The organism is Streptomyces sp. NPDC058653 (assembly GCF_042716895.1).
GTDB lineage: Bacteria > Actinomycetota > Actinomycetes > Streptomycetales > Streptomycetaceae > Streptomyces.
This window is the reverse complement of the sequence record NZ_JBHXRM010000052.1, coordinates 23,892-48,760: the sequence shown is the minus strand read 5'-3', so window position 1 is coordinate 48,760 and position 24,869 is coordinate 23,892. Positions and strand designations below refer to the sequence as shown.

At 68.9% G+C, this 24,869-nt stretch carries 20 protein-coding genes; 10 read left to right on the top strand and 10 right to left on the bottom strand.

From position 1 onward, the window contains the following. Positions 1-73 precede the first annotated feature (73 nt). Positions 74-1,504, bottom strand: a complete 1,431-nt coding sequence (locus ACFWU9_RS31785) for an endo-1,4-beta-xylanase (RefSeq protein WP_384324533.1) — start codon at positions 1,502-1,504, stop codon at positions 74-76. Positions 1,505-2,041: 537 nt separating this feature from the next. Between ACFWU9_RS31785 and ACFWU9_RS31780 the strand changes: the two genes are divergently transcribed. Next, the gene (locus ACFWU9_RS31780; RefSeq protein WP_384324532.1) at positions 2,042-3,508 is read left to right on the top strand and encodes a non-reducing end alpha-L-arabinofuranosidase family hydrolase; all 1,467 of its coding nucleotides are present in this window, start codon (positions 2,042-2,044) and stop codon (positions 3,506-3,508) included. 178 nt (positions 3,509-3,686) lie between these two features. Here ACFWU9_RS31780 and ACFWU9_RS31775 read toward each other — a convergent pair whose 3' ends face one another. Together ACFWU9_RS31775 and ACFWU9_RS31770 are read right to left on the bottom strand one after the other, a co-directional pair. After that, a complete protein-coding gene (locus ACFWU9_RS31775; protein WP_384324531.1) occupies positions 3,687-6,053 on the bottom strand; it encodes a glycoside hydrolase N-terminal domain-containing protein in 2,367 nt (788 codons plus the stop codon). Positions 6,054-6,282: 229 nt separating this feature from the next. Then, positions 6,283-7,095 carry a uracil-DNA glycosylase family protein gene (locus tag ACFWU9_RS31770; RefSeq protein WP_384324530.1) on the bottom strand — a complete coding sequence of 271 codons (813 nt, stop codon included), beginning with the start codon at positions 7,093-7,095 and terminating at the stop codon, positions 6,283-6,285. A 131-nt stretch (positions 7,096-7,226) separates the two neighbouring features. Between ACFWU9_RS31770 and ACFWU9_RS31765 the strand changes: the two genes are divergently transcribed. The 3 genes from ACFWU9_RS31765 (at position 7,227) to ACFWU9_RS31755 (ending at position 10,112) form a co-directional block, all read left to right on the top strand. Continuing rightward, positions 7,227-8,864, top strand: a complete 1,638-nt coding sequence (locus ACFWU9_RS31765; protein WP_384324529.1) for an amidohydrolase family protein — start codon at positions 7,227-7,229, stop codon at positions 8,862-8,864. 51 nt (positions 8,865-8,915) lie between these two features. Next, positions 8,916-9,785: a hypothetical protein gene (locus ACFWU9_RS31760; protein WP_384324528.1), complete on the top strand. Its 870-nt coding sequence runs from the start codon at positions 8,916-8,918 to the stop codon at positions 9,783-9,785. Positions 9,786-9,863: 78 nt separating this feature from the next. Further along, entirely contained in the window at positions 9,864-10,112 is a 249-nt protein-coding gene (locus ACFWU9_RS31755) for a hypothetical protein (protein ID WP_384324527.1), read from the top strand. Positions 10,113-10,199: 87 nt separating this feature from the next. Here ACFWU9_RS31755 and ACFWU9_RS31750 read toward each other — a convergent pair whose 3' ends face one another. Next, a complete protein-coding gene (locus tag ACFWU9_RS31750; protein WP_384324526.1) occupies positions 10,200-11,711 on the bottom strand; it encodes an esterase/lipase family protein in 1,512 nt (503 codons plus the stop codon). Between the two features lie 201 nt (positions 11,712-11,912). Between ACFWU9_RS31750 and ACFWU9_RS31745 the strand changes: the two genes are divergently transcribed. Next, the gene (locus tag ACFWU9_RS31745) at positions 11,913-12,257 is read left to right on the top strand and encodes a LysM peptidoglycan-binding domain-containing protein (protein ID WP_384324525.1); all 345 of its coding nucleotides are present in this window, start codon (positions 11,913-11,915) and stop codon (positions 12,255-12,257) included. A 72-nt stretch (positions 12,258-12,329) separates the two neighbouring features. Here the strand turns inward: ACFWU9_RS31745 and ACFWU9_RS31740 are convergent, their stop codons facing one another. Both ACFWU9_RS31740 and ACFWU9_RS31735 read right to left on the bottom strand, forming a co-directional pair. Then, complete coding sequence (locus tag ACFWU9_RS31740; protein ID WP_384324524.1) at positions 12,330-13,388, bottom strand: hypothetical protein; 1,059 nt, start codon at positions 13,386-13,388, stop codon at positions 12,330-12,332. 174 nt (positions 13,389-13,562) lie between these two features. Continuing rightward, complete coding sequence (locus tag ACFWU9_RS31735; protein ID WP_384324523.1) at positions 13,563-14,156, bottom strand: TetR/AcrR family transcriptional regulator; 594 nt, start codon at positions 14,154-14,156, stop codon at positions 13,563-13,565. 152 nt (positions 14,157-14,308) lie between these two features. Between ACFWU9_RS31735 and ACFWU9_RS31730 the strand changes: the two genes are divergently transcribed. Next, a complete protein-coding gene (locus tag ACFWU9_RS31730) occupies positions 14,309-15,310 on the top strand; it encodes an aldo/keto reductase (protein WP_384324522.1) in 1,002 nt (333 codons plus the stop codon). 38 nt (positions 15,311-15,348) lie between these two features. On the opposite strand, the gene ACFWU9_RS31725 is transcribed toward ACFWU9_RS31730, so the two are convergent. From ACFWU9_RS31725 to ACFWU9_RS31715, 3 genes are all read right to left on the bottom strand, one after another. Beyond that, entirely contained in the window at positions 15,349-15,645 is a 297-nt protein-coding gene (locus tag ACFWU9_RS31725) for a putative quinol monooxygenase (RefSeq protein ID WP_384324521.1), read from the bottom strand. Between the two features lie 101 nt (positions 15,646-15,746). Continuing rightward, the gene (locus tag ACFWU9_RS31720) at positions 15,747-17,027 is read right to left on the bottom strand and encodes an alpha-L-fucosidase (protein ID WP_384324520.1); all 1,281 of its coding nucleotides are present in this window, start codon (positions 17,025-17,027) and stop codon (positions 15,747-15,749) included. Positions 17,028-17,079: 52 nt separating this feature from the next. Continuing rightward, positions 17,080-17,670, bottom strand: a complete 591-nt coding sequence (locus ACFWU9_RS31715; RefSeq protein ID WP_384324519.1) for a flavoprotein — start codon at positions 17,668-17,670, stop codon at positions 17,080-17,082. Positions 17,671-17,865: 195 nt separating this feature from the next. Between ACFWU9_RS31715 and ACFWU9_RS31710 the strand changes: the two genes are divergently transcribed. Further along, positions 17,866-18,363 carry a pyridoxamine 5'-phosphate oxidase family protein gene (locus ACFWU9_RS31710; RefSeq protein WP_384324518.1) on the top strand — a complete coding sequence of 166 codons (498 nt, stop codon included), beginning with the start codon at positions 17,866-17,868 and terminating at the stop codon, positions 18,361-18,363. Between the two features lie 70 nt (positions 18,364-18,433). Here ACFWU9_RS31710 and ACFWU9_RS31705 read toward each other — a convergent pair whose 3' ends face one another. Continuing rightward, positions 18,434-18,826, bottom strand: a complete 393-nt coding sequence (locus tag ACFWU9_RS31705; protein WP_384324517.1) for a heme-binding protein — start codon at positions 18,824-18,826, stop codon at positions 18,434-18,436. A 191-nt stretch (positions 18,827-19,017) separates the two neighbouring features. Between ACFWU9_RS31705 and ACFWU9_RS31700 the strand changes: the two genes are divergently transcribed. From ACFWU9_RS31700 to ACFWU9_RS31690, 3 genes are all read left to right on the top strand, one after another. Next, positions 19,018-19,875, top strand: a complete 858-nt coding sequence (locus ACFWU9_RS31700) for an arylamine N-acetyltransferase (protein WP_384324516.1) — start codon at positions 19,018-19,020, stop codon at positions 19,873-19,875. Positions 19,876-20,186: 311 nt separating this feature from the next. Further along, the gene (locus tag ACFWU9_RS31695) at positions 20,187-22,610 is read left to right on the top strand and encodes a SpoIIE family protein phosphatase (protein WP_384324515.1); all 2,424 of its coding nucleotides are present in this window, start codon (positions 20,187-20,189) and stop codon (positions 22,608-22,610) included. Continuing rightward, positions 22,597-24,711: a SpoIIE family protein phosphatase gene (locus ACFWU9_RS31690; protein WP_384324514.1), complete on the top strand. Its 2,115-nt coding sequence runs from the start codon at positions 22,597-22,599 to the stop codon at positions 24,709-24,711. Before ACFWU9_RS31695 ends, ACFWU9_RS31690 begins: the two co-directional genes overlap by 14 nt. Positions 24,712-24,869: the final 158 nt, after the last annotated feature.

Genomic DNA, 24,869 nt, shown 5'->3' with positions numbered 1-24,869 from the left:
CGTGTCAGGCATCGGTGTCCGCCGTCGCGGCCTCGTTCTCAGCGGTTCGCCCTTCCGTCCGCGGCAGGTCCTCTCAGCTGTGGGTCCAGCGTTGGTTGCTGCCGTTCGAGCAGGAGTAGAGCTGGATCTGGGTTCCGTTGCCGGTGCCGGCTCCGACGGCGTCGAGGCAGAGGCCGGACTGGACCCCGACGATGGATCCGTCGGAGTTGAGGCGCCACTTCTGGTTGTCGCCGCCCCAGCAGCTGTAGATCTGGACCTGGGCGCCGTTGCCGGTGCCGGCGGCGTCCAGGCACTTGTTGCCGTAGACCCTGAACTCGCCGGCGTCGGTGTGGGTCCACTGCTGTTGTGTTCCGCTGTGGCAGTCCCAGAGGTTGACCCGGGTGCCGTCGGTGGTGCTCGCGTTGGGTACGTCGAGGCAGCGGCCCGAACCGACGCCCCTGATCGGTCCGGAACCGGTGGGGGGCGTGGTGGAGCCGCCGTTGAGTGCGTTGAGGACGGAGGTGTAGGCGGCCTTCTTGCTGCCGTCGCTGTTGAACAGCAGCGGCGTGTGCTCCGGGCGCCAGGAGTCGCTGTCGCGCACACCCCAGACGGTGATGCCCAGGCAGCGCGGGACGGCCAGGCAGTCGTTGGTCACGTTGGCGTAGGTCGTCCCCGAGGCACCCTGGATGTCGAGCTCGGTGATGGCCACGTCGACGCCGAGGGCGGCGAAGCTCTGCAGGGTGGTGCGGAAGTTGCTGTTGTAGGGGCTGCCGCTGTTGAAGTGCGACTGGAAGCCGACGCAGTCGATCGGCACGCCGCGCTGCTTGAAGTCTCGGACCATGGCGTACATGGCCTGGGTCTTGGCCCAGGTCCAGTCCTCGACGTTGTAGTCGTTGTAGCAGAGCTTGGCGGCCGGGTCGGCCGCGCGCGCCGCGCGGAAGGCGACCTCGATCCAGTCGTTGCCCGTGCGCTGGAGGTTGGAGTCGCGCCGGGCTCCCGAACTGCCGTCGGCGAAGGCCTCGTTCACGACGTCCCACTGGACGATCTTGCCCTTGTAGTGGCCCATCACGCCGTTGATGTGGTCGATCATCGCCTGGCGCAGCGTGCTGCCGCTGAGGCTCTGCATCCAGCCGGGCTGCTGGGAGTGCCAGGCCAGGGTGTGGCCGCGCACCTGCTTGCCGTTCTGCACCGCCCAGTTGTAGACGCGGTCACCGGCGGTGAAGTTGAACTGGCCCCGCTGCGGTTCGGTGGCGTCGATCTTCATCTCGTTCTCGGCCGTCACCGAGTTGAACTCACGGTTCGCGATCGTCGTGTACGTCGAGTCACCCAGCCTGCCCGAGGCGATGGCGGTGCCGAAGTACCGGCCGCTCTGCGCCGCCGCGGCACCGAGCGTGGCCTCGGCCGCTTCTGCTCTCGGCGGCGCGCTCAGTGCGGTGACGGTACCGAGGACGCCGACGAGCAGCGCCAGCAGCAGGACGCGGAGCTTCCGGTGGACGACGGTTCTGGGAAGGGCGAATAAGCCCATGGCTCTGCCTCCAGGGTAGGAATCACGGAAGTGATGAAGCGCGGGGAGTGCGTCGTGCCCGGATCTTTTCGCGCGGTTGTGGGCGGGTCTGCCGGTGCGGCATGTGCCCGGAACCAACGGGGGTCGAAATCCCGAACTACGACCGGTGTCTCACAGGTGGAGATGATTGAGGCATTGCCGAGAGGTCGTCAATACACCCGGCAAAGAAAGTTTCGGTTTCGATCCCGAAAATTTCCGAGACCCCGAGGGGTCGGATGAGTCCCCGCCGCCGTCGTCCGCGGACGCGGTGGATCCGGGCCAGGGCGCGCATGCGGGGGCTCTCCCGGTCTGCGCGAAGCTTCTCAAGGTCCACGGAGGGGAGCTGTTTATGGACAGATCGACGGCGGGGCTTGACCGGAGCGCCCGGTATTCCTAGCTTGTGGCGTCAGAGAATCGGAAAACTTTCCGAAACTTTTCGAAGTAGATCCCGGACCCGGCGCGGCCCTCCGCGGTTCATCGGGTCGCCTCGCCCCCGCCCCCACCGAAGGAGCCCCACCGATGTGGTTCCGCCACCTGTCCCCGGTCCGTCCACGACGCTTCCTCGCCGCCCTCGCGCCCCTGCTCCTGGTGGCAGCCTTCCTCGGCGCCCAGCCCGCCGGCGCGGCGACCGTAGACCCCAACGCCTCGTACGTGCTGGTCAACCGCAACAGCGGCAAGGCGCTTGACGTGTACAACATGGCGACCGACAACGGCGCCCGGATCACCCAGTGGACCAGGAACGATCAGTACCAGCAGCAGTGGCAGTTCGTCGATTCGGGAGGCGGCTACTACCGCGTCAAGTCCCGCCACTCGGCCAAGGTGCTGGACGTCCACAACTGGTCCACCGCGAACGGTGGTCCGATCGTCCAGTGGACCGACCTGAACGCCACCAACCAGCAGTGGCGGCTGGCCGACAGCTCGGACGGCTACGTCAGGTTGATCTCGCGCCACAGCAACAAGGCCCTCGAAGTGCAAGGCGCCTCCACCGCCGACAGCGCGAACATCGTCCAGTACGACGACTGGGGCGGCGCCAACCAGCAGTGGCAGCTTGTCAAGGTCGGCGGCGACAACCCCGGCCCATGCGATCTTCCGTCGGCATACCGCTGGACATCAACGGGCGCGCTGGCTCAGCCCAGGTCGGGATGGGTCTCGCTCAAGGACTTCACCGTGGCCCCCTACAACGGCAGGCAACTCGTCTACGCGACGACGCACGACACGGGGACGAGCTGGGGTTCGATGAACTTCGGCCTGTTCACCAACTGGTCGGAGATGGCCTCGACCAGCCAGAACGCGATGTCGGCGTCCACTGTGGCGCCCACGCTCTTCTACTTCGCGCCGAAGAACATCTGGGTGCTCGCCTACCAGTGGGGCGGAACCGCCTTCTCCTACCGGACGTCGAGCGATCCCACCAACCCCAATGGCTGGTCGTCCCAGCAGGTGCTCTTCTCCGGAAGCATCTCCGACTCCGGAACGGGACCCATCGACCAGGCCCTCATCGGTGACGGGACGAACATGTACCTGTTCTTCGCCGGTGACAACGGCAAGATCTACCGGGCCGCTATGCCGATCGGGAACTTCCCGGGCAGCTTCGGCACGACCTCGACCGTGGTCATGAGCGATACGGTGAACAATCTGTTCGAAGCCCCGCAGGTCTACAAGCTTCAGGGCCAGAACCGCTATCTCATGATCGTCGAGGCGATCGGCTCGCAGGGCCGCTACTTCCGCTCGTTCACGGCCACCGATCTGAACGGCTCCTGGACACCCCAGGCCGCGACCGAGAGCAATCCCTTCGCCGGCAAGGCCAACAGCGGCGCCGGCTGGACCAACGACATCAGCCATGGCGAACTGCTCCGCAGCAGCCCCGACCAGACCATGACCGTGGACCCCTGCAACCTGCAACTGCTCTACCAGGGGCGCAGCCCCAACTCCGGCGGCGACTACGGCCTCCTGCCCTACCGTCCAGGTCTGCTGACACTCCAGCGCTGACGGTGTGACACGGGTCCACGAGGGCCTGACCGGTGGAACAGGATCTCTCGTTCCGCGAGGTACGGCGTCTCCTCGGGGCCCGTACGGCGGAGGGGGCCGGCACGGCACCGTGCCGGCCCCCCTCGCGCGGGTGTCCGAAGGGTCAGGCGGCACGCGCCACCTGGCTGCCCGGCGCGTTTCAGGAGATCCGTACCGTCACGGACTTGCCGGGCTTCAGGTTGATCCGTTTGCGGAAGTCGCCCGCGCGCAGTTCCGTCGTCGTACCGCCGACGCTGCGGACCGTGGCCTCCGTCGCCCTGCCGTTACGCCAGGACAGATCCACCTCGAAGCCGCCCCGGGCTCCCACTCCGCTCACCGAGCCCTTCTCGGCCCAGGCGTCGGGGAGCGCGGGCAGCAGTTCGATCACGTCCGGGCGGGAGTAGAGGATCATCTCCAGCGCGGCAGCGGCCCCGCCCAGGTTCGCGTCGATCTGGAAGATCGTGTAGCTGCCCTGGCTGTACATGTCGAACCAGTTGGCCGAGGTGCCGTTGCCGTTGCTGATCGACGGCCGAAGAATCGTCAGATAGAGCTGGTACGCCTTCTCCGCGTCCTTCAGACGCGACCAGCACAGCGACCGCCACGCGCAGGCCCAGCCGTAACTGTCCATGCCACGGGCGGTGAGCAGCTCACGTACGCCGTCGAGCAGTGCGGCGGGGCTGGTGTCGGCGCTGATCCTGTCGCCGGGGTACAGGCCGATGAGCGGGGACAGATGGCGGTGCGTGGTCTCGCCGAGGTTGTCCGGGGTCATCCACTCCTCCAGCCAGCCGGTCTTCGGGCTGACCCTGGGCATGTAGAGCCTGTCCTGCATCGCCGCGAGGTCGGCGGCGAGCTCCACGTCCCGGTCCAGCGTCGCGGAGGCCACCTTGAACTCCTCGAAGAGCTCCCACGCCAGTTCCTGGGCGTAGGTGTTGCCCTTGCGGTCCGGGCCGTGCTCCGGCGACCAGGAGGAATCGTCGATCAGCACCTCGCGTGAGGTCCCGTCCGGATCGGTGACGTTCGTGGTGATCAGCCGTGCCTGCCAGAACTCGGCCGCGCCCTTCAGTACCGGGTATATCAGTTCGAGGTAGTCGCGGTCCTGGCTGTACTCGTAGTGCCTCCAGAGGGAGTTGCACAGCCAGGCGTTGCCCGACGGGTGCCAGGCCCAGCCGCTGCCGCCGTAGATGTTGGTGGAGAACGCGATCGCCCAGCCGGCTATCTTCCCGGAACTGTTGCGGAACCGGTTCTTCTCGCTGTTGTAGAGCCGCTTGGTGACATCGGTCCAGACCGGCAGCTGGGACACGCAGTACCTGGCGAGGGCGTGGGAGCTCTCGCCGAGTCCGGCCGGGTCGGCGAGCCAGTAGTTCATCTGGACGTTGATGTCGGTGTGGTAATCCGCGTACCAGTCCGGGTTGTTGTTGTGCACCCAGAGCCCCTGGAGGTTCATCGGGAGCCAGTCGCGGGAGCCGGTGATGGTGAGGTAGCGGCCGAACTGGACGTACGTGGCCTCCAGTTCCGGGTCCGGCGTGGATCTGTCGGTGTACCGCACCGCGATCCGCGACCAGGAGTCCAGCGAGCGCTGCACCGAGGACGACTTGCCGAGGTCCAGCGTGAACCGGTTGTAGAGCCGCTGGTAGTCCGCGACGTGCGTGTCGAGGAGCTTGCCGGCGGACACCTTCGCCGCGGCGCTCACCTTGCCGCGGGCCACGGCGAGGGGATCGGTGCCGGGCTCGCGATAGTTCTTCGCGGCGTCGGGGGAGTAGTCGGTGCCGCCGCACAGCACGATCAGCACCTCGCGGCAGTCGGAGAAGGCGATCTTGTCGCCGTCCACGCGCACCTTGCCGGTGTCGCCGGTCGCGGTCACGGCGGCGGCGTAGCGCAGGCCGTTGCCGAGGGCCCCGGCGATGGACAACTGCCCTTTCTCACCTGACGTCTTCTCCTCGTGCGTACCGAGCAGCGAGACCGTACCGGTGTGCTTGCCGTCGCCGGTGAGCCGGATGACGACCACGTCGTCCGGGTGGCTGATGTAGACCTCACGGCGGTAGCGAGTACCGCGGTGGCGGTAGGAGGCGGACACCACGCCGTTGCTCAGGTCGAGTTGGCGGCGGTAGTCGCTGATCGCGTCGCCCGTGTGGCCGGGCAGCGCGACGCGGAGTTTGGCGAGCAGTCCGAAGCTTCCGAAGTCGTCCTTGCCGTACGGCAGTTGTCCGTCATCGGTGAGGGTGTCGTTACGGCCGCCGGTCCAGAACGAACCGTCGGTGAGGTAGACGAAGTCGTCCACCGGGTCGCAGCCGACGAGCGCACCCAGCCGGCCGTTTCCGATCGGCAGGGCCTCCTGGATGATGTTCGCCTCGACGGCGGGTGTGCGGTACCAGAGGGTGGTGGCTCTGCCTTCCGGAACCAGGTCCACGCTGGACGGGCGGACCGGGGCGGCGTGCGCGGTGAACGGGTAGAGGCCGCCCGAGAGGGCGAGTCCGCCGCCGGCGGCGCCGGTGAGACGGAGGAAGTCGCGACGGGATGAAGAGGGCACGGCAGGTCCCTTCGACAGGAACACACGGGATGTCGCCGCTAACTATTCACAATTATTAGGTCGGGTCAACGGTCGGCGTCGACATTCATCCGATCTATAGGCCTGAAGTGGCCGGGTTTGTGTGCGTTTTCTTCATGGGGCGGCTCTTCTGGCGTCAACCAGGAGCAGGTGAGATCGGATGACTGAGTGTGACTCTCCGTAGCTGTTCGGTCGCGGTCGGACGAGGGCTTCAGAAGGGCCTCTCGTCTTCGGGGATCCGTACGACGATCGTGGCGCGTTTCTCCTCGGCTCCGGCTCCCTTGCGGGCGGCCCATGTTTCGTCGGAGCGCATCCAGGAGGGCAGTCCGGCCGGGAGGTCGGCCTCCGGGATCACGGCCAGTTCGGAGGGGGTGAAGGCCTCGCCGTACAGATCCAGGGGGCGTTGGACGTCCGGTGTGACGGCCCCGCTCAGGGTGGTCAACGCGCTGTTCCAGTTCTTCAGGAGGCGGCGCATGGCGACCTGGTAGTCGGTGCCGGAGGCCGAGGCGCTGTCGGGGTAGGTGGGATGCAGGATGTGCGCGTGCGCCCCGTCGTACGGGGCGCTGTCGGAGTCGTTCCGCCAGATGTCGAAGGCGGTGTTCGCCAGTCCGCCCAAGGAGATGACCGCTTCGATCCGGTTGTGGGTGACCAGGGTGTCGAGCCATCGGTGGCGGTAGCGCGCGATGTCGGGATCGTCGGCGTGGGCGTTGCCGGCCTGCTGGCCGTAGACGCTGTACAGGTAGGTGTTGATCAGCACATAGCTGGTGTCGATCCCGAGCTTGTGGAGAAAGCCCTGGAAGCGGCGGCCCGCGGTGCCGACCAGGATGCGGCGGGTGATGGCTTCATGGGTGGCGGGGTCCTGGCCGATGACCAGGACGCGTGCCGTGCCGTCGAGCCGGCCCCGGTGGAAGATCGGGCCCCACTCCACCCGGAATTCCCTCGGCGGATAAGTCTCCGGCCCCGGGTGCTCGCCGACCAGGGCGGCGTACGGGGCGTGGGCATAGCCGGGGTCGAATGAACGCATGCGGGCCTCCGGGTCCATACGAGGGATCAATGATGACTTAAAGTAATTATGTGTGACTTTACGTCATTATGCCTGTTAGGTGGCGGCACCGATCAGAACGTCTCCGGGGAGATCGGGCGAGAGGATGCCGCATGCCGCCTGGAAACGACGGCCCGACGACGCACCGCTTCGCACTGCGCGGACGCGTGGTCACCCTTGACGAGAGCGACACGGTGCTCGACGACGGCGTCGTCTACGTCGGCGGCCGGAGCATCGATGCCGTACTCCCCGCCGGGGCACCGGCTCCGCGGGGCTTCGAAGACGTGGCTCCGGTCGTCACCGGCGGCACCGTGTATCCCGGACTGATCGAGCTCCACAACCATCTGCCCTACGACGTCCTGCCGTTGTGGAACGTGCCGAAGAGGTACGGCAACCGCTCGCAGTGGGGCGGCAGCGGGAATCCGGCCTATCGCACCCTGGTCACCGGGCCCATGCGGGTGCTCGGAGAAGACCCGGACCTGATGCCCGCCGTCGTCCGCTACGTCGAGGCCAAGGCGCTGGTCAACGGAACCACCACCACGCAGGGCATCGCCCTGTTCAGCAACGCCGGGGCGCGCCGGATGTACCGGGGAATCGTCCGCAACGTGGAGGAGACCGACGATCCGGAACTGCCGGAGGCCGCTTCCCGGATCGCCGACGTGGAGGCGGAGGACGCCGAGAAGTTCCTTGCGCGTCTCAAGCAGTCGCGCCGGCTGCTGCTCCATCTCGCCGAGGGCACGGACGAGGCGGCCCGGGAACACTTCCTCGCTCTCAGGATCGAGGAGGGCCGCTGGGCGATCACCGAGAACCTGGTCGGCATTCACTGCACCGGGCTCGCGGCCGAGGACTTCCAGATCCTCGCCGACCACGGCGCCTCGATGGTCTGGTCACCGTTGTCGAACCTGCTGCTGTACGGGCGGACCGCCGACATCGCCGCCGCCCGCCGGGCCGGTGTGCTCATCGGGTTGGGTTCGGACTGGTCGGTCTCCGGCAGCAAGGGTCTCCTCGGTGAGCTCAAAGCCGCCCGGCTCGCCGCCGATGCCGGAGAGGTGGACCTCGGTGACCGCGAGCTGGTGGCCATGGCCACCCGGGACGCGGCCCGGATCCTGCGCTGGGAACACGCCGTCGGTTCCCTCCGGCCCGGACTGCGCGCCGACCTGTTGATCACCGCCGGCACGGCCGACGACCCCTACACCGCCCTCGTGCAGGCCCGGGACACCGACATCCAGCTGGTCGTCATCGACGGCATCGCGCGCTACGGACTCCGTGACCTGGTCGGCGCCTTGGTCTCCGACGGAGAACTGGAAGAGGTGTCCGGGACCGGGGCGGACGACCGGGTCGTCAACCTGGACGACGCGGCCGGTGATCCCCTTGTCGCCGGTCTGACGCTGGCCGAGGCCACCGATCGGCTGACCACCGCCCTGGCCGACCTGCCCGCGCTCGCGGCCCGCCCTCCACAGCCGGCGCCGCTGACCGGGGCCCTCGCAGGGGGTCTGCGCTGGCGGCTGGCACTGGACGAACTCGCCCCGACCGGGGCCGAGTTGCGCCCGCGACTGACTCTGTCTGCCGCCGGGCGCACCCACCGTACGGGGCCGGAACTGGGACCGGTGACGGCAGCGGTCGGCGCTCTCACCCCGCTCAGGCTCGACGGCCTCACCGCCAGTGGCGACAGCTCCTTCGGCACGGTCCTGGCCCAGGAGGCCAACCTGCCCGCCGACTACGGCGCCCGGCTCGCCCGGCTGCTGACCTGACCTCGTCGTCCGGCGCGATCGCACCCACACCGACCGAACAGGAGCCCAGCCATGCTCGTCACCCAGCTCGCTCTGGTGTCCGAGACCCGCCGGATCAACCCCTCGCAGCTCAACCGGGTGGCCGCCGCCCTGCAGAAGCAGGCGATGCGGGACTTCTCCCCGATCTGGAAGATCCCGGCCAGCGTCGACGCCTTCGACAACCTCGACGACGTCCCGGTGGGCTACTGGCCGATGATCGTCAAGGACGACATCAACCAGGACGGGGCGGCCGGCGTCCACCTCGACAAGAACGGCCAGCCCTTCTCCCTCATCGAGTACAGCGACAGCTGGTCGCTCACCGCCAGCCACGAGATGCTTGAGATGCTCGCCGATCCCGGCGGCAACCGCCTGGTCGCCGGCCAGTCCCTGAAGCCCGGCCAGGGAGTGGTGGAGTTCCTGGTGGAGGTCGCCGATCCGTCCGAGGCGCCGGAGAACGGCTACACCATCAACGGTCTGCTGATGTCGGACTTCTTCACGCCCAACTTCTACGACCCGGTCGCGGCACCCGGTGTGCGCTACAGCTTCACCGGCAAGCTGGGCGGGCCCCGCACGATTCTGCCCGGCGGCTACATCAGCTGGCACGACCCGGTCAGTGACCACTGGTGGCAGCAGGTCTGGTTCGGCACCGAGGAGCCCGAGTTCGTCGACCTCGGCCGGCTGACGGCCCGGGCGGGAAGCCTCCGGTCGGCCATCGATTCGCGCACCGGGACGAACATGCGCATCGCCCGCAGCGGTCCGCGGTCCGATCGTTTCGCGGCGGCCCGCACGTTGACCGCGGCGGTCAAGCAGTCCACCGCCTCCCGGGCCGACGGATGGCGCGGCCGGATCGAACAGCTACAGGCCGATCCGGTCGTCGAGGGCACGTGGGAAGACGGCGAGTAGGACAGCCGGAGCAGGTCGTCGGTGGTAGGAGAATGGAAGCGATGTCGGCATCGGATCGCCGGAGACGGAGGGCGCACCGTGGCTGAGGACGAGAACGAGAACGCGAACGAGAAGAGCGCCAAGGACCGCGCCGATCAGCTGCATGAACTGATCGACCGGCTCGAAGCCGGTGCGGAACGTCCCGACGGTCCCGCCCCGACCGGTCCCGCCCCGACCGGTTCCGGCGGGGAAAGCCTCCGTGAGGCCGTACACCGTCGGATGCGCGAACTCCGTGCTCGGGGAAACGACACGGAGGAAGAGCCGACTCCGGACGACGGGTCCACATGAGCCGATTCGATCGCGGCGGCAGCACGCGTGCATGTCGCGGAGCTGTGTCGCCGAATCGCTGAGCCCGCCACTGTCGTGCGCCGGCTCCTACGCCCAGGGAGTGACGGTGAGCCGGATTCGCGACCCCTCACCGAGGATGGGCACGGCGGTGGCGGGCACCGGGATGTCCGCGACCCACACACCGCCGTCCGGGTCCTCGTCGTCGAGGGGCGTGCCGTCGGGTTCGTGGTGACTGATGGCGCCCGGGATGACGGAGTTCCAGGTGGCCCAGATCCCGGGACCGGTGTCCGCCGTACCGATGTCGACGACCAGGATGTCGTCGAAGTCGGCGGTCTGTTCGAGATGGTCGCCGAAGCTGAGGAACCCGTGGTGTTCCCGTAGCGAGAGCACCCGCACGTGCAGCGCGTAACGCATGGTCCCGACACCCGGCGGACGCGACAGGTCGCCGCACAGGAATGTCGTGGCCAGTGGGACGGCCCCGTCGGACGAGTCGTCGGCGTGCTGGGCGGAGAGCTGGATGGGGCACCAGTGGGAGGCCAGTTGTTCGTGCATCACGATCGGCAGGCCACGTACCGACAGCCGCGTCTCGGCCTGCCAGGTGACGCCGTCTCCCGTAGCGAGCCGATGGTCGACCAGTGCGGCCTCGACCTTCCGGTCGCCGAAGAGGAAACGTCGCAGGTTCTGGTATCCCTCCTCGGAGTTGACCAGGCCGTACCGTCCGCTGTGGCTGCGGTGCACATACGCGCGGTGGGCGCCCGGGACATAGGCGTTCTCGATCTGTACGAGCCCGTCGCTCCGGGCTCCGACCGCGGCCGAGGACAGGCCGAGCGCGACGTCGTAGTCCTTCGGGTCGGTCCCCACCAGGCAGAAGACCCGGTGCCGAGGGAAGGACCCGGGGCCCTCGGGCATGTCACGAGGACTCCAGGAGCCGGGAGGGCCCTGCGGGTCCAGGTCGCTCTCCGGGGTCAGATACTCGTACATGCGCCGCGGGCCGAAGATGTCGGCTCCGTCGACGCCGGTGACATCCCGTATTTTCTCCAGGAGTCCGAAACCGATGTCGAAGGTGATACCTCCGTGCGGGGTTCCGTAGGTGAAGAGCTTGTCGACGTAATCCGTCGGTTCGCGATTCAGATCGGGGAGGATCTTCTGCAGGAGTGAGCGGCAGATGAGCCCGCCCATGGAGTGGGCGACGAGAATCACGCGGGGCGCACCGGTCTTGGCCCGGATTTTCTCGACCAGACGCAACAGGTCGGCCGCCGCGTCCTCCAGCCGGAACTCCTCGGGTTTCCCGCCCCAGGTGCTCGCGGAGGCGTCGTAGAAGCGGTGCACCCAGATGCTGTTGGGCGCAATGGCGTCATGACTGTCGAGATAGGCCTCCTGGTCGCCCTCGACGAGAATCTGGTAATCCTCGTCGGTGTGCAGTCGCAGCAGCGGGCTCTCGAACTGGTAGAAGCTGGGCCGGTCGTCCGGACCGACCCGTACATGGGTGGACCCTTCGTTGAATCCGTAGAAGGGGTCCACGACGGCGGAGTTGATCCCCGAGGTGTCGCCCGCGAATCCCCTCACATAGACGATCGGAAACCTGACCACATCCGTCATGACGTCTCCTTCGTGGTTCGACGAGAACGGCGGGGACCGGAAAAAAGGGGCCGACTGTCCACCCGTACCGTGCCGTCCCGCTCCCCGCACGCCCAGGACTCCGAGCGTCACTCACCTGGCTCAATGGGCCCCCGGAGGGGTCGTGTGTCGGCGCTCTCTCCCGACGAGAAGATTGCTCCAATGGGGTCTATCGTTTTAACCATGACGACACAAACGACACACCTCACGCACTACACGGTCCAGCGCGGTGACACGCTCAGTGAAATCGCCGAGATGTTCGGGACAACGGTCGAGAAGCTCGTCAAGTGGAATCAGATCGATGACGCGGATCTGATTCATCCTGGTGACCGGCTGATCGTTGCTCAGAGCGACTCACCCAAGGACATCTTCTACACGGTGAAGGCAGGTGACACGCTCGGCGCCATCGCCAAGACGTACGGACAAACGGTCGACAAGCTTGTCAAGTGGAACCGGATCAAGGACCCGGATCTGATTTATCCCGATCAGCGGCTCATAGTCGCCAAATCGGATGCGGCAGCGGCGTGACCGGGAAATCCGAGCAGTGAGTCCATTCGAGCCTCGCGTCCACCGCGAGGCTCTACGCGTCAGCGGTCCGCTCTACGCGGCCGGGGTCTGGGAATCGCGTTTGCGCTTGCCGGCCTGCTTGGTCGGGCCCCCGACGGAGTTGAGAACGGACTGGCCCTGATTGTCGACGAACACGGTGAAGAGCTGCTGGGCGTAGCCGAAAATGGCGGCCCACGCGATGATCTGCGCCGATGAATCGAGTGCCTGGAGACCCGGCACGAACTCCCCGCGCATGAGCAGCAGTCCGAGCACGGCCGTGAGCGCACCGGTCGGCAGTTTCAGCAACGCCAGCGCGACGGGAACGTTGTAGGGCGTGGACGTGCCCCTGATACGTCGCAGTGAGGTGGCCGCGGCAACGGTGGCGGCCACGAGCCCGACGAATTCGACGACGAGATAGTCCCACCGGGATGCCACGGTGGCGTACAGGTCGTCGACGTCGCCCGGGGCCTCCGGGCCTCCTCCTCCGCCGTCGGCGCTCGCGGTGGGACAGACCACTCCCATGCGCTCGGGGTTGAAACAGAGGGGAACCGTTCTCGGTGACAGACCGCCGAGCAGCCCGACCAGAATGGCGACGACCGCCAGAACCGCCGCCATGCCGTAGACGATGTAGGCGAAACTGCGGACCCTGAGGGCCTCCTTCAGATGCCCCTGCCGGGCGACGGTCATCGCGTCGACGAGCACCTCGCGCTGTACGTCGTCGAGGATTCCCCCCGCCCGGACGGAGAGGGCGATCTCCTCGACCTGCACTCTCCGCTCGTCGGTGACAGGGAGATGCTCCCGGACGTACGCGACCAGGCCGGACAGCATCGCCTTGACGTCGTCCAGGGGAGACAGACGCAGCATGAGGTTGTGCGCGGCGTCGTAATGGGTCTGGGCCACCGCGAGGTGGGCCGCCGGGTGCTGTCGCAGATGATCGTGGTGGAGCTGCTCCCTGGCTTCCTTGAGCTCCTTGAACGCCTGCGCCGCCAGGGGCTGTACCGCCGCGGGCACCTGTCCCTGCCCTGCCCTGGTCTCGAGGAGCGCTTCCAGCTCGCTCACGCGCGAGCAGAGACTCTCCTTGAGTTCCCAGCTTCCCCTCTCGTATCTGCTCATCCTCCTACGCTCCCAGAAACTCGATTTATCTCCCATGTGCCGACTATCGCCGCTTTCGCCCGGTGCGTGCCGCATTTCCCGGCCCCGGGATCGGCCCCGCGTCGCGGCAGGGCTCGCCGGGCGGCTGGGGAATGCGCGTGCGGTCGTCGGCCTCGGCGTGTGTACGGGAGACGATCACGCCGTCGTGGGTGGCTCCGGTGCCATCGCGACGGCGTCAAGGGCCTTGTGGAGGAGGGGAATCAGATCCTCGGCCTCCGGGCCGTTGAGCTGGGTGTTGCCCAGGATCATGCGTGTGAGCAGGACGCCGGAGCAGATGGCGACCAGGAGCGCGGCGCGGCTGTCGGTCTGCCTGCCGGGCAGTGCGTCGGCGAGGAGGTGCTGGTAGCTGTTCTCGATGATGTCCCGCATGATCGCCGCCGCCTGTGGGTTCGCCGCGGATCGCAGGGTCAGCAGCAGTCCTTCCAGGGCGGACCGGTCGGCGTCGATCAGCAGCGCGCGGGCCGCCTCCCCGTTCAGCTCGGGCGTCATCATGAGCGACTTCTGGTAGGCGAGGCCGACCACTTCCGCGAACAGCTTCTCCTTGGAGCCGAAGTAGCGGCCGATCAGCCGGGGGTCGACGCCGACGGCGCCGGCGATGTCCCGCACGCCCGCGCCGTCGTAACCGCGCTCGACGAAGAGCCGCCGGGCCGCCTGGAGGATCGCCGCCCGCGTCGCGGCGGAGTCTCTGCGTCGGGCCGTGGCGGGGGGAGCGCCGTCGTCATCTTGCATACGCACCAGGATACGAAGCGCGCGGGCGCCTCCCGTCTCCGCGCGTGGTACGGAGGCACCGTTTGCATGTCCTCACCTGAGGACATAGCATGGTGGCGAACGGGAACGAAGGCGACTTCCCCCTTGAACTATCACAATTCGTGAGGTTTCCCATGACTCTCCCCCAACGTCTCCTTGGCACGAACGGCCCGGTGGTGGGCGCCATCGGCTACGGCGCCATGGGCTTCGCCCGCCCGTACGGCCAGAGCGAGAACGACATCGCCGACGGTGCCGATGAGCTGCTCAACCGCGCCCTTGATCTCGGGGTGACGCTCATCGACACGGCCGACGGCTACGGCCCCAGCGAGGCGATCATCGGCAAGGCCGTGGCCGGCCGCCGTGACAAGGTCGTGCTCGCCACCAAGTTCGGAATCGTCCGCGCCATCACCCCCGAGGGCCCGCCCGTCGTCAACGGCCGCCCCGAGTACGTACGCGAATCCATCGAGCGATCGCTGACCCGGCTCGGGACCGACCATGTCGACCTCTACTACCAGCACCGCGTCGATCCCGGCGTGCCCATCGAGGAGACGGTGGGGGCCATGGCGGAACTCGTCGCGGAGGGCAAGGTGCGCCACCTCGGACTCAGCGAGGCGTCCGCCGACACCGTCCGGCGTGCCCACGCCGTCCACCCCATCGCCGCCGTGGAGACCGAATGGTCCCTGTGGAGCCGGGACGTCGAGCACGAGGTCGTGCCGGCGTGCCGGGAACTGGGCATCGGCCTCGTGCCGTACAGCCCGCTGGGGCGCGGCATGCTCACAGGGAAGATCAGGTCGCGGGACGACCTGCCGGAGAACGACTACCGGCGCGGGATGCCGCGGTTCTCCGAGGAGTTCTTCGACGTGAACCTGCGGGCCGTCGACGTGGTGCGCGGGATCGCGGCGGCGCACGGCGCACAGCCCGGGCAGGTCGCGCTGGCCTGGCTGCTGGCCAAGGCGCCGGACGTCGTGCCCATCCCGGGCACCCTGCGCATCGAGCGGCTGGAGGAGAACGCCGGCGCCGCCGAACTCGCCCTCTCCACCGAGGAGATCGCCCGCCTCGACGCCTCGTCGGCGGTGGGTGAACGCGAGAGCGAGATGGGCCACAACTGGATCGCCGGGACCACCCCGGCACGATGAGGGGGCGGCTCCGTCGGCCACCCCGCCGGCGCATGGCCTCAGCCGCTCGTCACGTCGGTGAACCGCTCGACGACCGGAGGCGCGGACAAGTACGGCCGGAGAGCTTCCCCGTACCTCGTATACCGGTCGGTGCCACGGAAGTTGTCGAGATGGGCTTCCCAGGACTCCCACTCGTTCACGCCGACGAACCGCGAACTCTCACCGCTCCGGTACATCTTCACGCTGAGGCACCCGGGCGTCGTGGCGAGGAGTTCGTGGCCGACATTCTGGAAGGCGGTCGCGAACGCGGCCTCCTGGCCGGGCCGGACTTCGATAATCGCGATTTCGGTGACCATGGGAGCATTTTTCCTCCCAGACGGACGCCGGGGCGCATGACGCGCCACTCAAGCGATCGATCCGTGGCCTGCCCGTCAGGCCGCGCGAGGCCGGGCGAGGGTCAGGCCAGGCCCGGTCCTCGGTAGAGGTCGAGCTCTCCGGCCAGTTCGAGCGCGAGTACCGTCGCCTCGGGGTCCACGTCCGACGCATGGGGAGCGTCCGTCCACAGGACGCCCGGCACGTCGTGCAGGCCGCCGACGACACGGTGGGCGAGTTCGGTGCCCGTGCCGAGGACGGTCACGCGCGTGACCGGCGTACGCAGTCCCCGTACCGCGACCGTCTCCCGGGGCGGGTCGAAGCAGACCAGGTAGAGGGTCCGCCGGTCGGCGGAGAGCGTGCTGGGGCCGTAGTGGTGTCCTGCGGGCAGTCCGGCGACGGTGCCGTACACCGCCTCCCTGTGCCGGGCGATCCACGCCCCGAGCCCTTCGAGGCGCGCCGTCTGCTCCGGGGTGATCGTGCCGTCCTCCCGTGGGCCCACGTCCAGGAGGAGATTGCCCCCCATCCCGATGGTCTCGGCGAAGTAACGCACCAGCCGGCGTACGGACTTGTGCTGGTGGTCGGTGGGCTGGAAACCCCAGGAGTCGTTGACCGTCAGACACAACTCCCAGGGCCCGTCCGGGGCTTGGAGCGGGACACCCTGCTCCGGGGTGGCGTAGTCGCCGTGGCTGAGCATCCGGGCGTTGAGGACGGTCCTCGGGTTTCCCGCGTGGATCAGCGCCGCCAGCTCACCCGTCCGCCACTGTTCCTCGGCGCGTTCCCACTCGCCGTCGAACCAGATCAGATCGGGCGCGAAGCGGTCGACGAGTTCGCCCACCTGGGCGTCGCGGTAGTCCAGGAAGCGGCTCCAGGCACCGGGGTCGTCGGCGGCGCCGACGGGGGGAGCGCTGAACGGGTTGGTGTTGATGCCGGGGTTGTGGTGCGGGGGGTCGGGGTGCCGCACGCTCGCGTAGTCGGGGTGGTTCCAGTCGGAGTGGGAGTAGTAGAGGCCGACCTTGAGCCCCCGGGCGCGCAGCGCGTCGACGTACGGCGCGACCAGGTCGCGGCCCGCCGGAGTGTGCCGTACGACGTTGAGATTTCCCTGGGCGGTGTCCCACAGCGCGACGCCGTCATGATGCCGGGCGGTCAGTACGGCGTACCCGGCGCCCGCGCGCGCGAAGAGATCGGCCCAGCCCTCGGGGTCGTACGCCGACGCGGTGAAGCCGTCGAGCTGCCTCATGTACCGGGCGTGCGGCACCTGGCCGAGATAGAAGGCCCAGGACTCGGGCACGCCGTCGACGGCGTAGATCCCGTAGTGCACGAATATGCCGAGCTTGGCGTCGGGGAACCAGGGTTGCATGGCCATGGCGTCACGCTAGACCGGGGGCGGGCGCACGGCCACGGGCGGGCCGGACCGCTCATTCGCCGGGGGGCCCGGGCTCCGGCATGAACTCCCGGACGAGTTCGACGAACTGGGGCGGGGCCGGAGGCATCGGGGTCCCGATGAACGTGCCGAGCCCGACGTCGTACCGCTCTCCCCAGGGAGGATCGACGACGTGGTATCCGTCGAGTCGGAGCTGTTCGACGTTGCGTCGCACGGCGGGCTTCTGCCACATCTCGCCGGTCATCACCGGGACGAATACCACGGGGAATTCGGCGGCCAGGATCGTCGCGGACAACATGTTCGGGACCGCGCCCGTCGCGGTGACGGACAGCACGTTCGCGGTGGCCGGCAGGACGACCATCATGTCGTGTTCCGCCGCGAGGGTCCCATGATTCTCCTGGGCCCATTCGTCCGGGTCCGTTCCCGTGACCACTCGGTCCGCGAACAGCGCGACGGTGTGCGGGGGAAGGAAAGTGGTCGCCGTATGCGTCATCAGGACGGTGACGGTCCCGCTGAACGCGCCGCGGAGCGCGCTGATGTACAGGGGAAGGGAGGCGACGGCGGCGGCGCCCGTAGCGCCGATGAGGAGACGCCCGCCGAAAGGGGCGGTATCGCTGGTGGTCATTTCCGCACGATAGGTCGCGGCGGAATCCGCTCGGACGCAACGCGCCGCCCGGGTCGTCGGGCCGGGCGCTTCGGACTCAGGAGATCTTCGAGAAATACCGCGCCCGGATGTCGAGAACACCGGGCCCGCTCCGTCCCAGGGGCAGAAGCGGCCACGTACCCGCCGCTCGACCACGCCGACGAAGGAGCGACCACCATGCGGCAGACCGAGATCACCGAGATCCTGAACCGCCCGCTCAGCCGCGAACTGCTGGCCCGCGACCTGACCAGGCTGGCCTACGTCGCCAAGGACGGCACGCCGCGCAGCATCCCGATCGCGTTCTCCTGGAACGGTTCGGAGATCGTCCTGTGCACCTCGAAGAACGCCCCGAAACTGCCCGCGCTGCGCGCGAACCCCATGGTCGCCCTGACCATCGACACCGAGGTCCACCCGCCGAAGATCCTGCTCGTCCGCGGGCGTGCCGAGCTGGACGTCGTGGAGGGCATCCCGGACGAGTATCTCCAGATGAACGGCAGTTACGAGATGACACCCGAGCAGCGCGTCGAATGGGAGGCAGAGGTCCGCTCGCTCTACGACGGAATGGTCCGGATCGTCGTCACCCCGACCTGGGCGAAACTCATCGACTTCGAGACCACGCTGCCGAGCGCGGTGGAGGAGCTGATCCAGCGGCGGGCGGAGCGTCAGCACGCCTGAGATCGGCGGACCAGAGGAACGGCCGCACGGATACCGCGGAGGTCAGCGCCACCGGGCGGTTCGAGCCGCGTCAGGCGAGGCAGGCCTCGGCGACCGCCGTGTCCTCGGCGACCCGGCCGCCCGAGACGCCCACGGCGCCGACGACGCGCCCGTCCCTGACGAGGGGCAGACCGCCGCCGAAGGTCACCAGGCCGCCGTTGGTGACCTCGATGTTGAAGAGCTCGCCGCCGGGCTGGGAGAGCTTGCCGATCTCGGCGGTCGGCATCTTGAAGTAGACCGCGGTCCTGGCCTTCCTGATCGCGATGTCGATCGAGCCCAGCCAGGCGTCCTCCATCCGCGAGAAGTGCAGGAGGTGGCCCGCGTCGTCCACCACGGCGACGTTCATGGCCACGCCCATCTCGGCGGCCTTGGCGACGCCGGCCGCGGTCCGGTCGATCGCTTCCTGGAGCGTCAGTGCGGTCACTGTTCCTGGCCCTTCTCGGCGTTGACCCCGCTGGCGGGCCCCTCAATCCGGGGGACCATAAGCGGACATTATGCGATGAACCTACCGCATTCATGCGCTCTGGGCCGGGAGGCCGAAGCACGTGGCAGAGCCAGGCCCTAGGGCCGAAAGCCGATGGCAGGCGCCTCCCGGCCGAACATAGCGTGGGCCGCATGGCTGACAGCACACGGACAACGACAGGGTTCGACCTCGACGCGTACCTGGAGCGGATCGGCTGGACGGGGGAGCGGCGGGCCGACGCGGACACCCTGTGGGGCACGCACCTCGCCCATCTGGAGGCCATCGCCTTCGAGAACCTCGACGCCGTCGGCGGTACCGCGCCCTCCCTCGGCCTCGGCGACCTGATGGCCAAGCTGGTGCACGATCGCCGGCGCGGTGGCTACTGCTACGAGCACAACACGCTGTACGCGACCGCCCTGGAGGCCCTGGGCTTCGGGGTGACCCGGCTGAGCGCCCGCGTCGTCCTCGGGGCGGAGCGCTTCGAGGACCGTCCCCGTACGCACATGGCCCTGCTGGTCGAGATCCCCGGCGACCCGCGGCGCTGTCTGGCCGACGTCGGCTTCGGAGCCATCGGCTCCCTGCTGGAACCGGTGCCCCTGGTCGCCGACACCGAGTTCTACGGTGCCGGGCGCCGGCACCGGCTGGTGCGCGTACCCCACCGGGGGCCGCTGGAGATGTGGGTGCTGGAGGCCCACGACACGCCCGCGGAGCCCTCGCGGGGCGGCTGGACGGCGCAGTACGCCTTCACGCTGGAGCCCTTCGAGCACTCCGACTACGAGGTCGTCAACTGGCACGTCGCCACGAACCCGCGCTCCCCGTTCTCGCACCGCCTGTACGTCCAGCGCCTGACACCGGACGGGCATCTGCTGCTCGACGGCGACCGGGTGACCGGGACCGGCGACGACGGGACGGTCACGGAGCGGAAGCTCGACGACGAGGCGGACGCGCGCCGCGTGCTGGCGGAGGATTTCGGCATCGACGCCCCCGACGGGCTGACACTGCTGAGCTGACGAGGGCGGCCCCGCCCTCGTACGAGCCCCGCCCCGCGACCATTCGCCAGCGGGTCCGACCTGTCCTAGCCTTGTTTGTTGAGTATGGGTGGATCGGCTGCCGATGCTTCCCGGAAGGGAAAACACCGTCGCATCGGGCCGGTGGGCCTCAACGGTTCAGGGAGCCGGCTCCGAGGCCCCTGCCGAACGGCAGTGATTCCGGTGCTCGGCGCGCCGCCCATCTCGGCGGTCCGCAGGGCAACGCCGACGGCACCCGCTCCGGAAGGCACGGGATGACGTTCGCACGGAGTTCGACCAGCACTGCGACCGCGATGATGGCTGAAGCCGCGGTCGCGGTTCTCGACGCGGCGGGTGCCGTGACGGGGTGGACCGGGCATGCCAGGCGCCTGCTGGGCTACTCGGCGGCCGAAGTCGTCGGGCGGCCCGGGGCGTTCATGCTGGACTCGTCCGAGGACGGCGAGGCGGTGGCGGCGGACATCGCCGAGCGGAGCCGGGGCGGCGGGGACTGGTCGGGACGCCTGAAGTTCCGGCACCGCGAGGGCGGCACCCTCTCCCTGGAGGTCCGGGTCTCACCGCTCAGCGGGCGCGGCAAGCCCCGTACGACCGGCTGGCTGGTCGTCGCGGCCAACCCGCAGACCAACGCCCAGGCGGCCTGGAACGCGGCCGTCTCCGCCGCCGTCGTCACGTACTCACCGGTGGCCACCGTCATCTGGGACACCGGGCTGCGCTATCTCTGGGTCAACGCGGCGCTCGAGGCCGAGAGCGGAATCCCGCAGGACCAGTGGGTGGGCCGGAGCATCGAGGAGGTGCTCGGCGACGCGCTCGACGTGCCGTCCCTCGAAGCGGTGATGAGGGAGGTCCTGCGGACCGGCCGTACGGTCCTGGACTACGAGTACACCCGTCGCACACCGAGCGACCTGCACCGAAGGCGTACGTACTCCATCTCGATGTACCGCCTCGAAAGGGGCGACGGCACCCCGCTCGGCATCTGCGGTCTGCGCTCCGACGTCACCACCGCGCGGCGGAACCGCGAGCATCTGGACACGCTCAGCGAGGCCGGCACGAAAATCGGCACCACCCTGGACGTGATACGCACCGCCCAGGAGTTCGCCGACTACGCGATCTCGCGGCTGGCCGACTACGTCACCGTCGACCTCGCCGACACCGTGCCCCTGGGCGGCGAGCCCCTGGAGCGGCTGGAGGCGGACGACGGCCGGATACCCGTCTTCCGCCGCGCGGGCGTGGCATCCGTCCATCCGCAAGCCCCGGAATCCCTCTTCGACCGGGCCCAGCCCGTGTTCGTACCTCCCTCGTCCCCGTTCACGAAGGCCCTGTCGAGCGGCCGGGCCGTCATCGAACCCGTTCTGGACACGACACCCGGCAACTGGCTCGACCAGGACCCGGAGCGGGCCCGCGTCATCCGCGAGACGGGCATGCACTCCCTGATCGTCGTGCCGATCGAGGCCCGCGGAGCCGTGCTCGGTGTCGCCGTGTTCGTCCGTCACGAGACCCCGGCGCCGTTCGACCGGGACGACCTCTGGCTGGCGAAGGAACTGGTCGCACGCGCGTCACTGAGCCTGGACAACGCCCGCAGATACGCCCGTGAGGCGGACGCGGCCCTCGCCCTGCAACGGCATCTGCTCCCGCAGCGACTCGTGGGAAGCCGAACCGTGGAGGTGGACGCCCGGTACCTGCCGGCGGACATGGCCAGCAGGGTCGGCGGCGACTGGTTCGACGTGATCCATCTGAGCGGCGCCCGGACGGCCCTGGTCATCGGCGACGTCGTGGGGCACGGGATCAACGCCGCCGCCACCATGGGCCGGCTCCGTACGGCGGTGCAGACCCTCGCCGAGATGGATCTGCCGCCCAGCGAGCTGCTGTCGCGCCTGGACCGCATCGTCGTGCGCCTCAACCAGGAGGGCCCGGAGAGCCTCGGGCCGGTCGCCGTCGGGGCCACCTGCCTGTACGCCGTTCACGACCCGATCAGCCGGCGGCTGGAGATCGCCAGCGCCGGGCACCCCCCTCCGGTGATCGTCGACCCGGCGAACGGCGCCGCCTTCCCCGACCTCCCTCCCGGGACGCCCCTGGGGCTCGGGGTGAACTCCTTCGAGTCCGCGGAGATCGAAACCTCCGAGGGGAGCACCATCGCCCTCTACACCGACGGGCTCGTCGAGACGCGCGAGGACGACATAGACGTCGGGATGAACCGCCTGGCGGGCGCCCTCACCACACCCCTGGCCCCCCTGCGGGACCTCTGCGAAGCCGCGCTGGGAACCGCGGACACCAGCTCGCTCACCGACGACGCCACACTCCTCGTGGCCCGGTTCCACGACGTGAAGACGGACCACGTCGTCTCGTGGGACATAGCGAACGAGCCCGCCGCCGTCTCCCGTGCCCGCTCGACGGTCGCCTCCCAGCTGCGGACCTGGGGGCTGGACGACCTCGTGCCCTCGACCGAGCTCATCGCCGACGAACTGCTCACCAACGCGCTCACACACGCCGTGCCGCCCATCCGGCTGCGCCTGGTCCGCCACGACACCCTGCTCTGCGAGGTCTCCGACGCGGGAGCCGGCGCACCCCGCCCCCGCCAGGCCGGCCCTCCGGGCGACAACGGATTCGGGCTTCTGCTCGTCGCCCACTCGGCCGACAGCTGGGGATTCCGCCGTACACCGGACGGAAAGGTCGTATGGGCGGCCCAGCACACACGAAGAGGTACGAAGCATGACGCCGCGTGAGCTGACACCCAAGGGAACTCCGGCAGTCGTCGCGGTCCGGCGCGACGGGGTGATCTTCTGGTGCTCGCCCGCCGCGACGGAGCTCCTCGGGCTGTCCGCGCGGGAGCTCCGTGGCCGGTCGATCGGTGAGTTCCTGACCCGGGAGTCCGGCGGCGAACCCGGTCCCGACCCCGGTCCGGACCTGCGTACACCCGGAGTGCACACCGCGTATCCGCGGCAGGGCGACAGCCGGGCCGCGGAGATCGCCTACCGCGTCGTACCGGTGGAGGGCATGGGGGAGAGCCTGGTGCTCGCGGCGAGGACCGCGTGGGCCGGGAGCCGGGAAGAGACGGAGACCCTGCTGGAGGGGCCGGTCGCGCAGCGGGAGATCGACGTCGCCGTCGCGGACCTCGCGCATACGACGAGTGGACCCGGATCCCGCAGATACCAGGAACGGCGGCTCCGTCTCGCCAGGGTGCACGACGCCTCTGTCCGTATCGGCTCCTCCCTTGAAGTGACCGAGACGGCGCAGGAGTTGGCGGATCTGCTGGTGCCGGACCTGGGCGATCTGGTGACCGTCGACCTCGCCGAGGCCGTGGTCGTCGGCGACGAGCCGCCGAGAATGGTGGGCGGCGGAAGGCCCCACATGCTGCGGTCGGCCATCGCGTCGGCGTCGGAGGCCTGGCTGGGCAAGATCCTCATGCCCGGGGCGCCGTATCCGGTCCTGCCCGACAGCTCGCAGCTGCGGGAGATCCAGATGGGTGAGGTCGTCACCATGGACCGGGCCTCCGTGGTGGCCGCCCTCGACGACGAGGAGCTGATGGAGCAACTCGTCCCGCCGTTCGCCCACTCCGTCACCGTGTCGCCGCTGATCGCTCGCGACCTCATCCTGGGCACCGTCTCCGTATGGCGCGACGAGCCGCCGGATTCGTTCCAGGAGGACGAGAGGAAACTCCTGACGGAGATCACCTCCAGGGCGGCCCTCGGCATCGACAACGCCCGCCGCCACAACCGTGAGCAGCGCGCGGCGGTCACCCTCCAGGAGCGGCTGCTGCCCAGCGCGACGACGTCGTCCGCCGCCGTGTCCACCGTGGGGATCTACCGGCCCGCGGGCAAGGGGGCCGGTATCCGGGGGGACTGGTTCGACGTGATCACTCTGCCCTCGCTCAGGGTCGCCCTGGTGATCGGCGATGTCGTCGGCCACGGCCTCTCCGCCACCGCCACCATGGGACGCCTGCGTACGGCCATACAGACCCTGGCGGATCTGGAACTGGATCCCCCCGAACTCCTCGCGCACGTCGACGAACTCGTCCAGCGCCTGGCTGCGGAGGGCCCCGGTGACCAGGACCCCGTCGGCGCTACCTGCCTCTACGCCATCTACGACCCGCTGACCCGCCAGTGCACTCTCGCGAGCGCCGGCCAGCTTCCCGCGGTCGCGATGCGGCCCGGCGGCCCCACGGAGTTCATCGACGTCCTGCCCGGTCCGCCGCTGGGCGTGGGTGGGGTGCCGTTCGAATCCAGGACCCTGGAACTCGAACCGGGCAGCGTGCTCGTGCTCTTCACGAACGGCCTGCTGGAGGCGGATCACGATTCCGAGACCGGGATGCGCCGTCTCCGGGCCCGGCTCGCGACCTTCAACGACCAGGGCCGCTCCCTGGAGGCGATGGGCAATTCCCTGCTCAGCGATCTGGGGACCACGCCCACGGACGACGACGTCGCCTTCCTGCTGGCCCGGACCCGCGCGGTCCCGCCGGACTCCGTGGCGAGCTGGGAGTACCCGGCCGAGCCGGACTCGGTGGCGCTCGCCCGCAGGGACATCATGGACCAGCTGGCGGCATGGGGGCTGGAGGCCCAGTCCATGGACACCGAACTCGTGATCAGCGAGCTCGTCACCAACGCGGTCCGGTACGGGGGCGGCCCCGTCGGCGTACGCCTCATCCGTGACGGCGTCCTCATCTGCGAGGTCACCGACTCCAGCAACACCCAGCCGCGACTGCTCAGGGCGAACGCCACCGACGAGGGAGGCCGGGGCCTCTTCATCGTCGCCCAGTGCACGACGCGCTGGGGTAGCCGGTACGGGCTCCGCGGAAAGACGATCTGGACCGAGCAGCCGATCACCTGACCCCCGCCACCTGTACAGATCACCTGCCCCCGCCAACTGGCCGGCCACCCGACCGATCACCCGACCGATCGCCTGGCCGGCGTGGCGGTCGAACGCGCCGCGCGGGCGGGCGTGATAAGCCCGGAGCGGGTCATCGGCCCACTCCCTCGCCGACGACA

Coding starts and splice junctions, on each gene's coding strand:
- ACFWU9_RS31785 (WP_384324533.1), bottom strand. CDS start 1,504: ATGGGCTTATTCGCCCTTCCCAGAACCGTCGTCCACCGGAAGCTCCGC.
- ACFWU9_RS31780 (WP_384324532.1), top strand. CDS start 2,042: ATGTGGTTCCGCCACCTGTCCCCGGTCCGTCCACGACGCTTCCTCGCC.
- ACFWU9_RS31770 (WP_384324530.1), bottom strand. CDS start 7,095: ATGCGTTCATTCGACCCCGGCTATGCCCACGCCCCGTACGCCGCCCTG.
- ACFWU9_RS31765 (WP_384324529.1), top strand. CDS start 7,227: ATGCCGCCTGGAAACGACGGCCCGACGACGCACCGCTTCGCACTGCGC.
- ACFWU9_RS31760 (WP_384324528.1), top strand. CDS start 8,916: ATGCTCGTCACCCAGCTCGCTCTGGTGTCCGAGACCCGCCGGATCAAC.
- ACFWU9_RS31750 (WP_384324526.1), bottom strand. CDS start 11,711: ATGACGGATGTGGTCAGGTTTCCGATCGTCTATGTGAGGGGATTCGCG.
- ACFWU9_RS31745 (WP_384324525.1), top strand. CDS start 11,913: ATGACGACACAAACGACACACCTCACGCACTACACGGTCCAGCGCGGT.
- ACFWU9_RS31740 (WP_384324524.1), bottom strand. CDS start 13,388: ATGAGCAGATACGAGAGGGGAAGCTGGGAACTCAAGGAGAGTCTCTGC.
- ACFWU9_RS31735 (WP_384324523.1), bottom strand. CDS start 14,156: ATGCAAGATGACGACGGCGCTCCCCCCGCCACGGCCCGACGCAGAGAC.
- ACFWU9_RS31730 (WP_384324522.1), top strand. CDS start 14,309: ATGACTCTCCCCCAACGTCTCCTTGGCACGAACGGCCCGGTGGTGGGC.
- ACFWU9_RS31725 (WP_384324521.1), bottom strand. CDS start 15,645: ATGGTCACCGAAATCGCGATTATCGAAGTCCGGCCCGGCCAGGAGGCC.
- ACFWU9_RS31720 (WP_384324520.1), bottom strand. CDS start 17,027: ATGGCCATGCAACCCTGGTTCCCCGACGCCAAGCTCGGCATATTCGTG.
- ACFWU9_RS31715 (WP_384324519.1), bottom strand. CDS start 17,670: ATGACCACCAGCGATACCGCCCCTTTCGGCGGGCGTCTCCTCATCGGC.
- ACFWU9_RS31710 (WP_384324518.1), top strand. CDS start 17,866: ATGCGGCAGACCGAGATCACCGAGATCCTGAACCGCCCGCTCAGCCGC.
- ACFWU9_RS31700 (WP_384324516.1), top strand. CDS start 19,018: ATGGCTGACAGCACACGGACAACGACAGGGTTCGACCTCGACGCGTAC.
- ACFWU9_RS31695 (WP_384324515.1), top strand. CDS start 20,187: ATGATGGCTGAAGCCGCGGTCGCGGTTCTCGACGCGGCGGGTGCCGTG.
- ACFWU9_RS31690 (WP_384324514.1), top strand. CDS start 22,597: ATGACGCCGCGTGAGCTGACACCCAAGGGAACTCCGGCAGTCGTCGCG.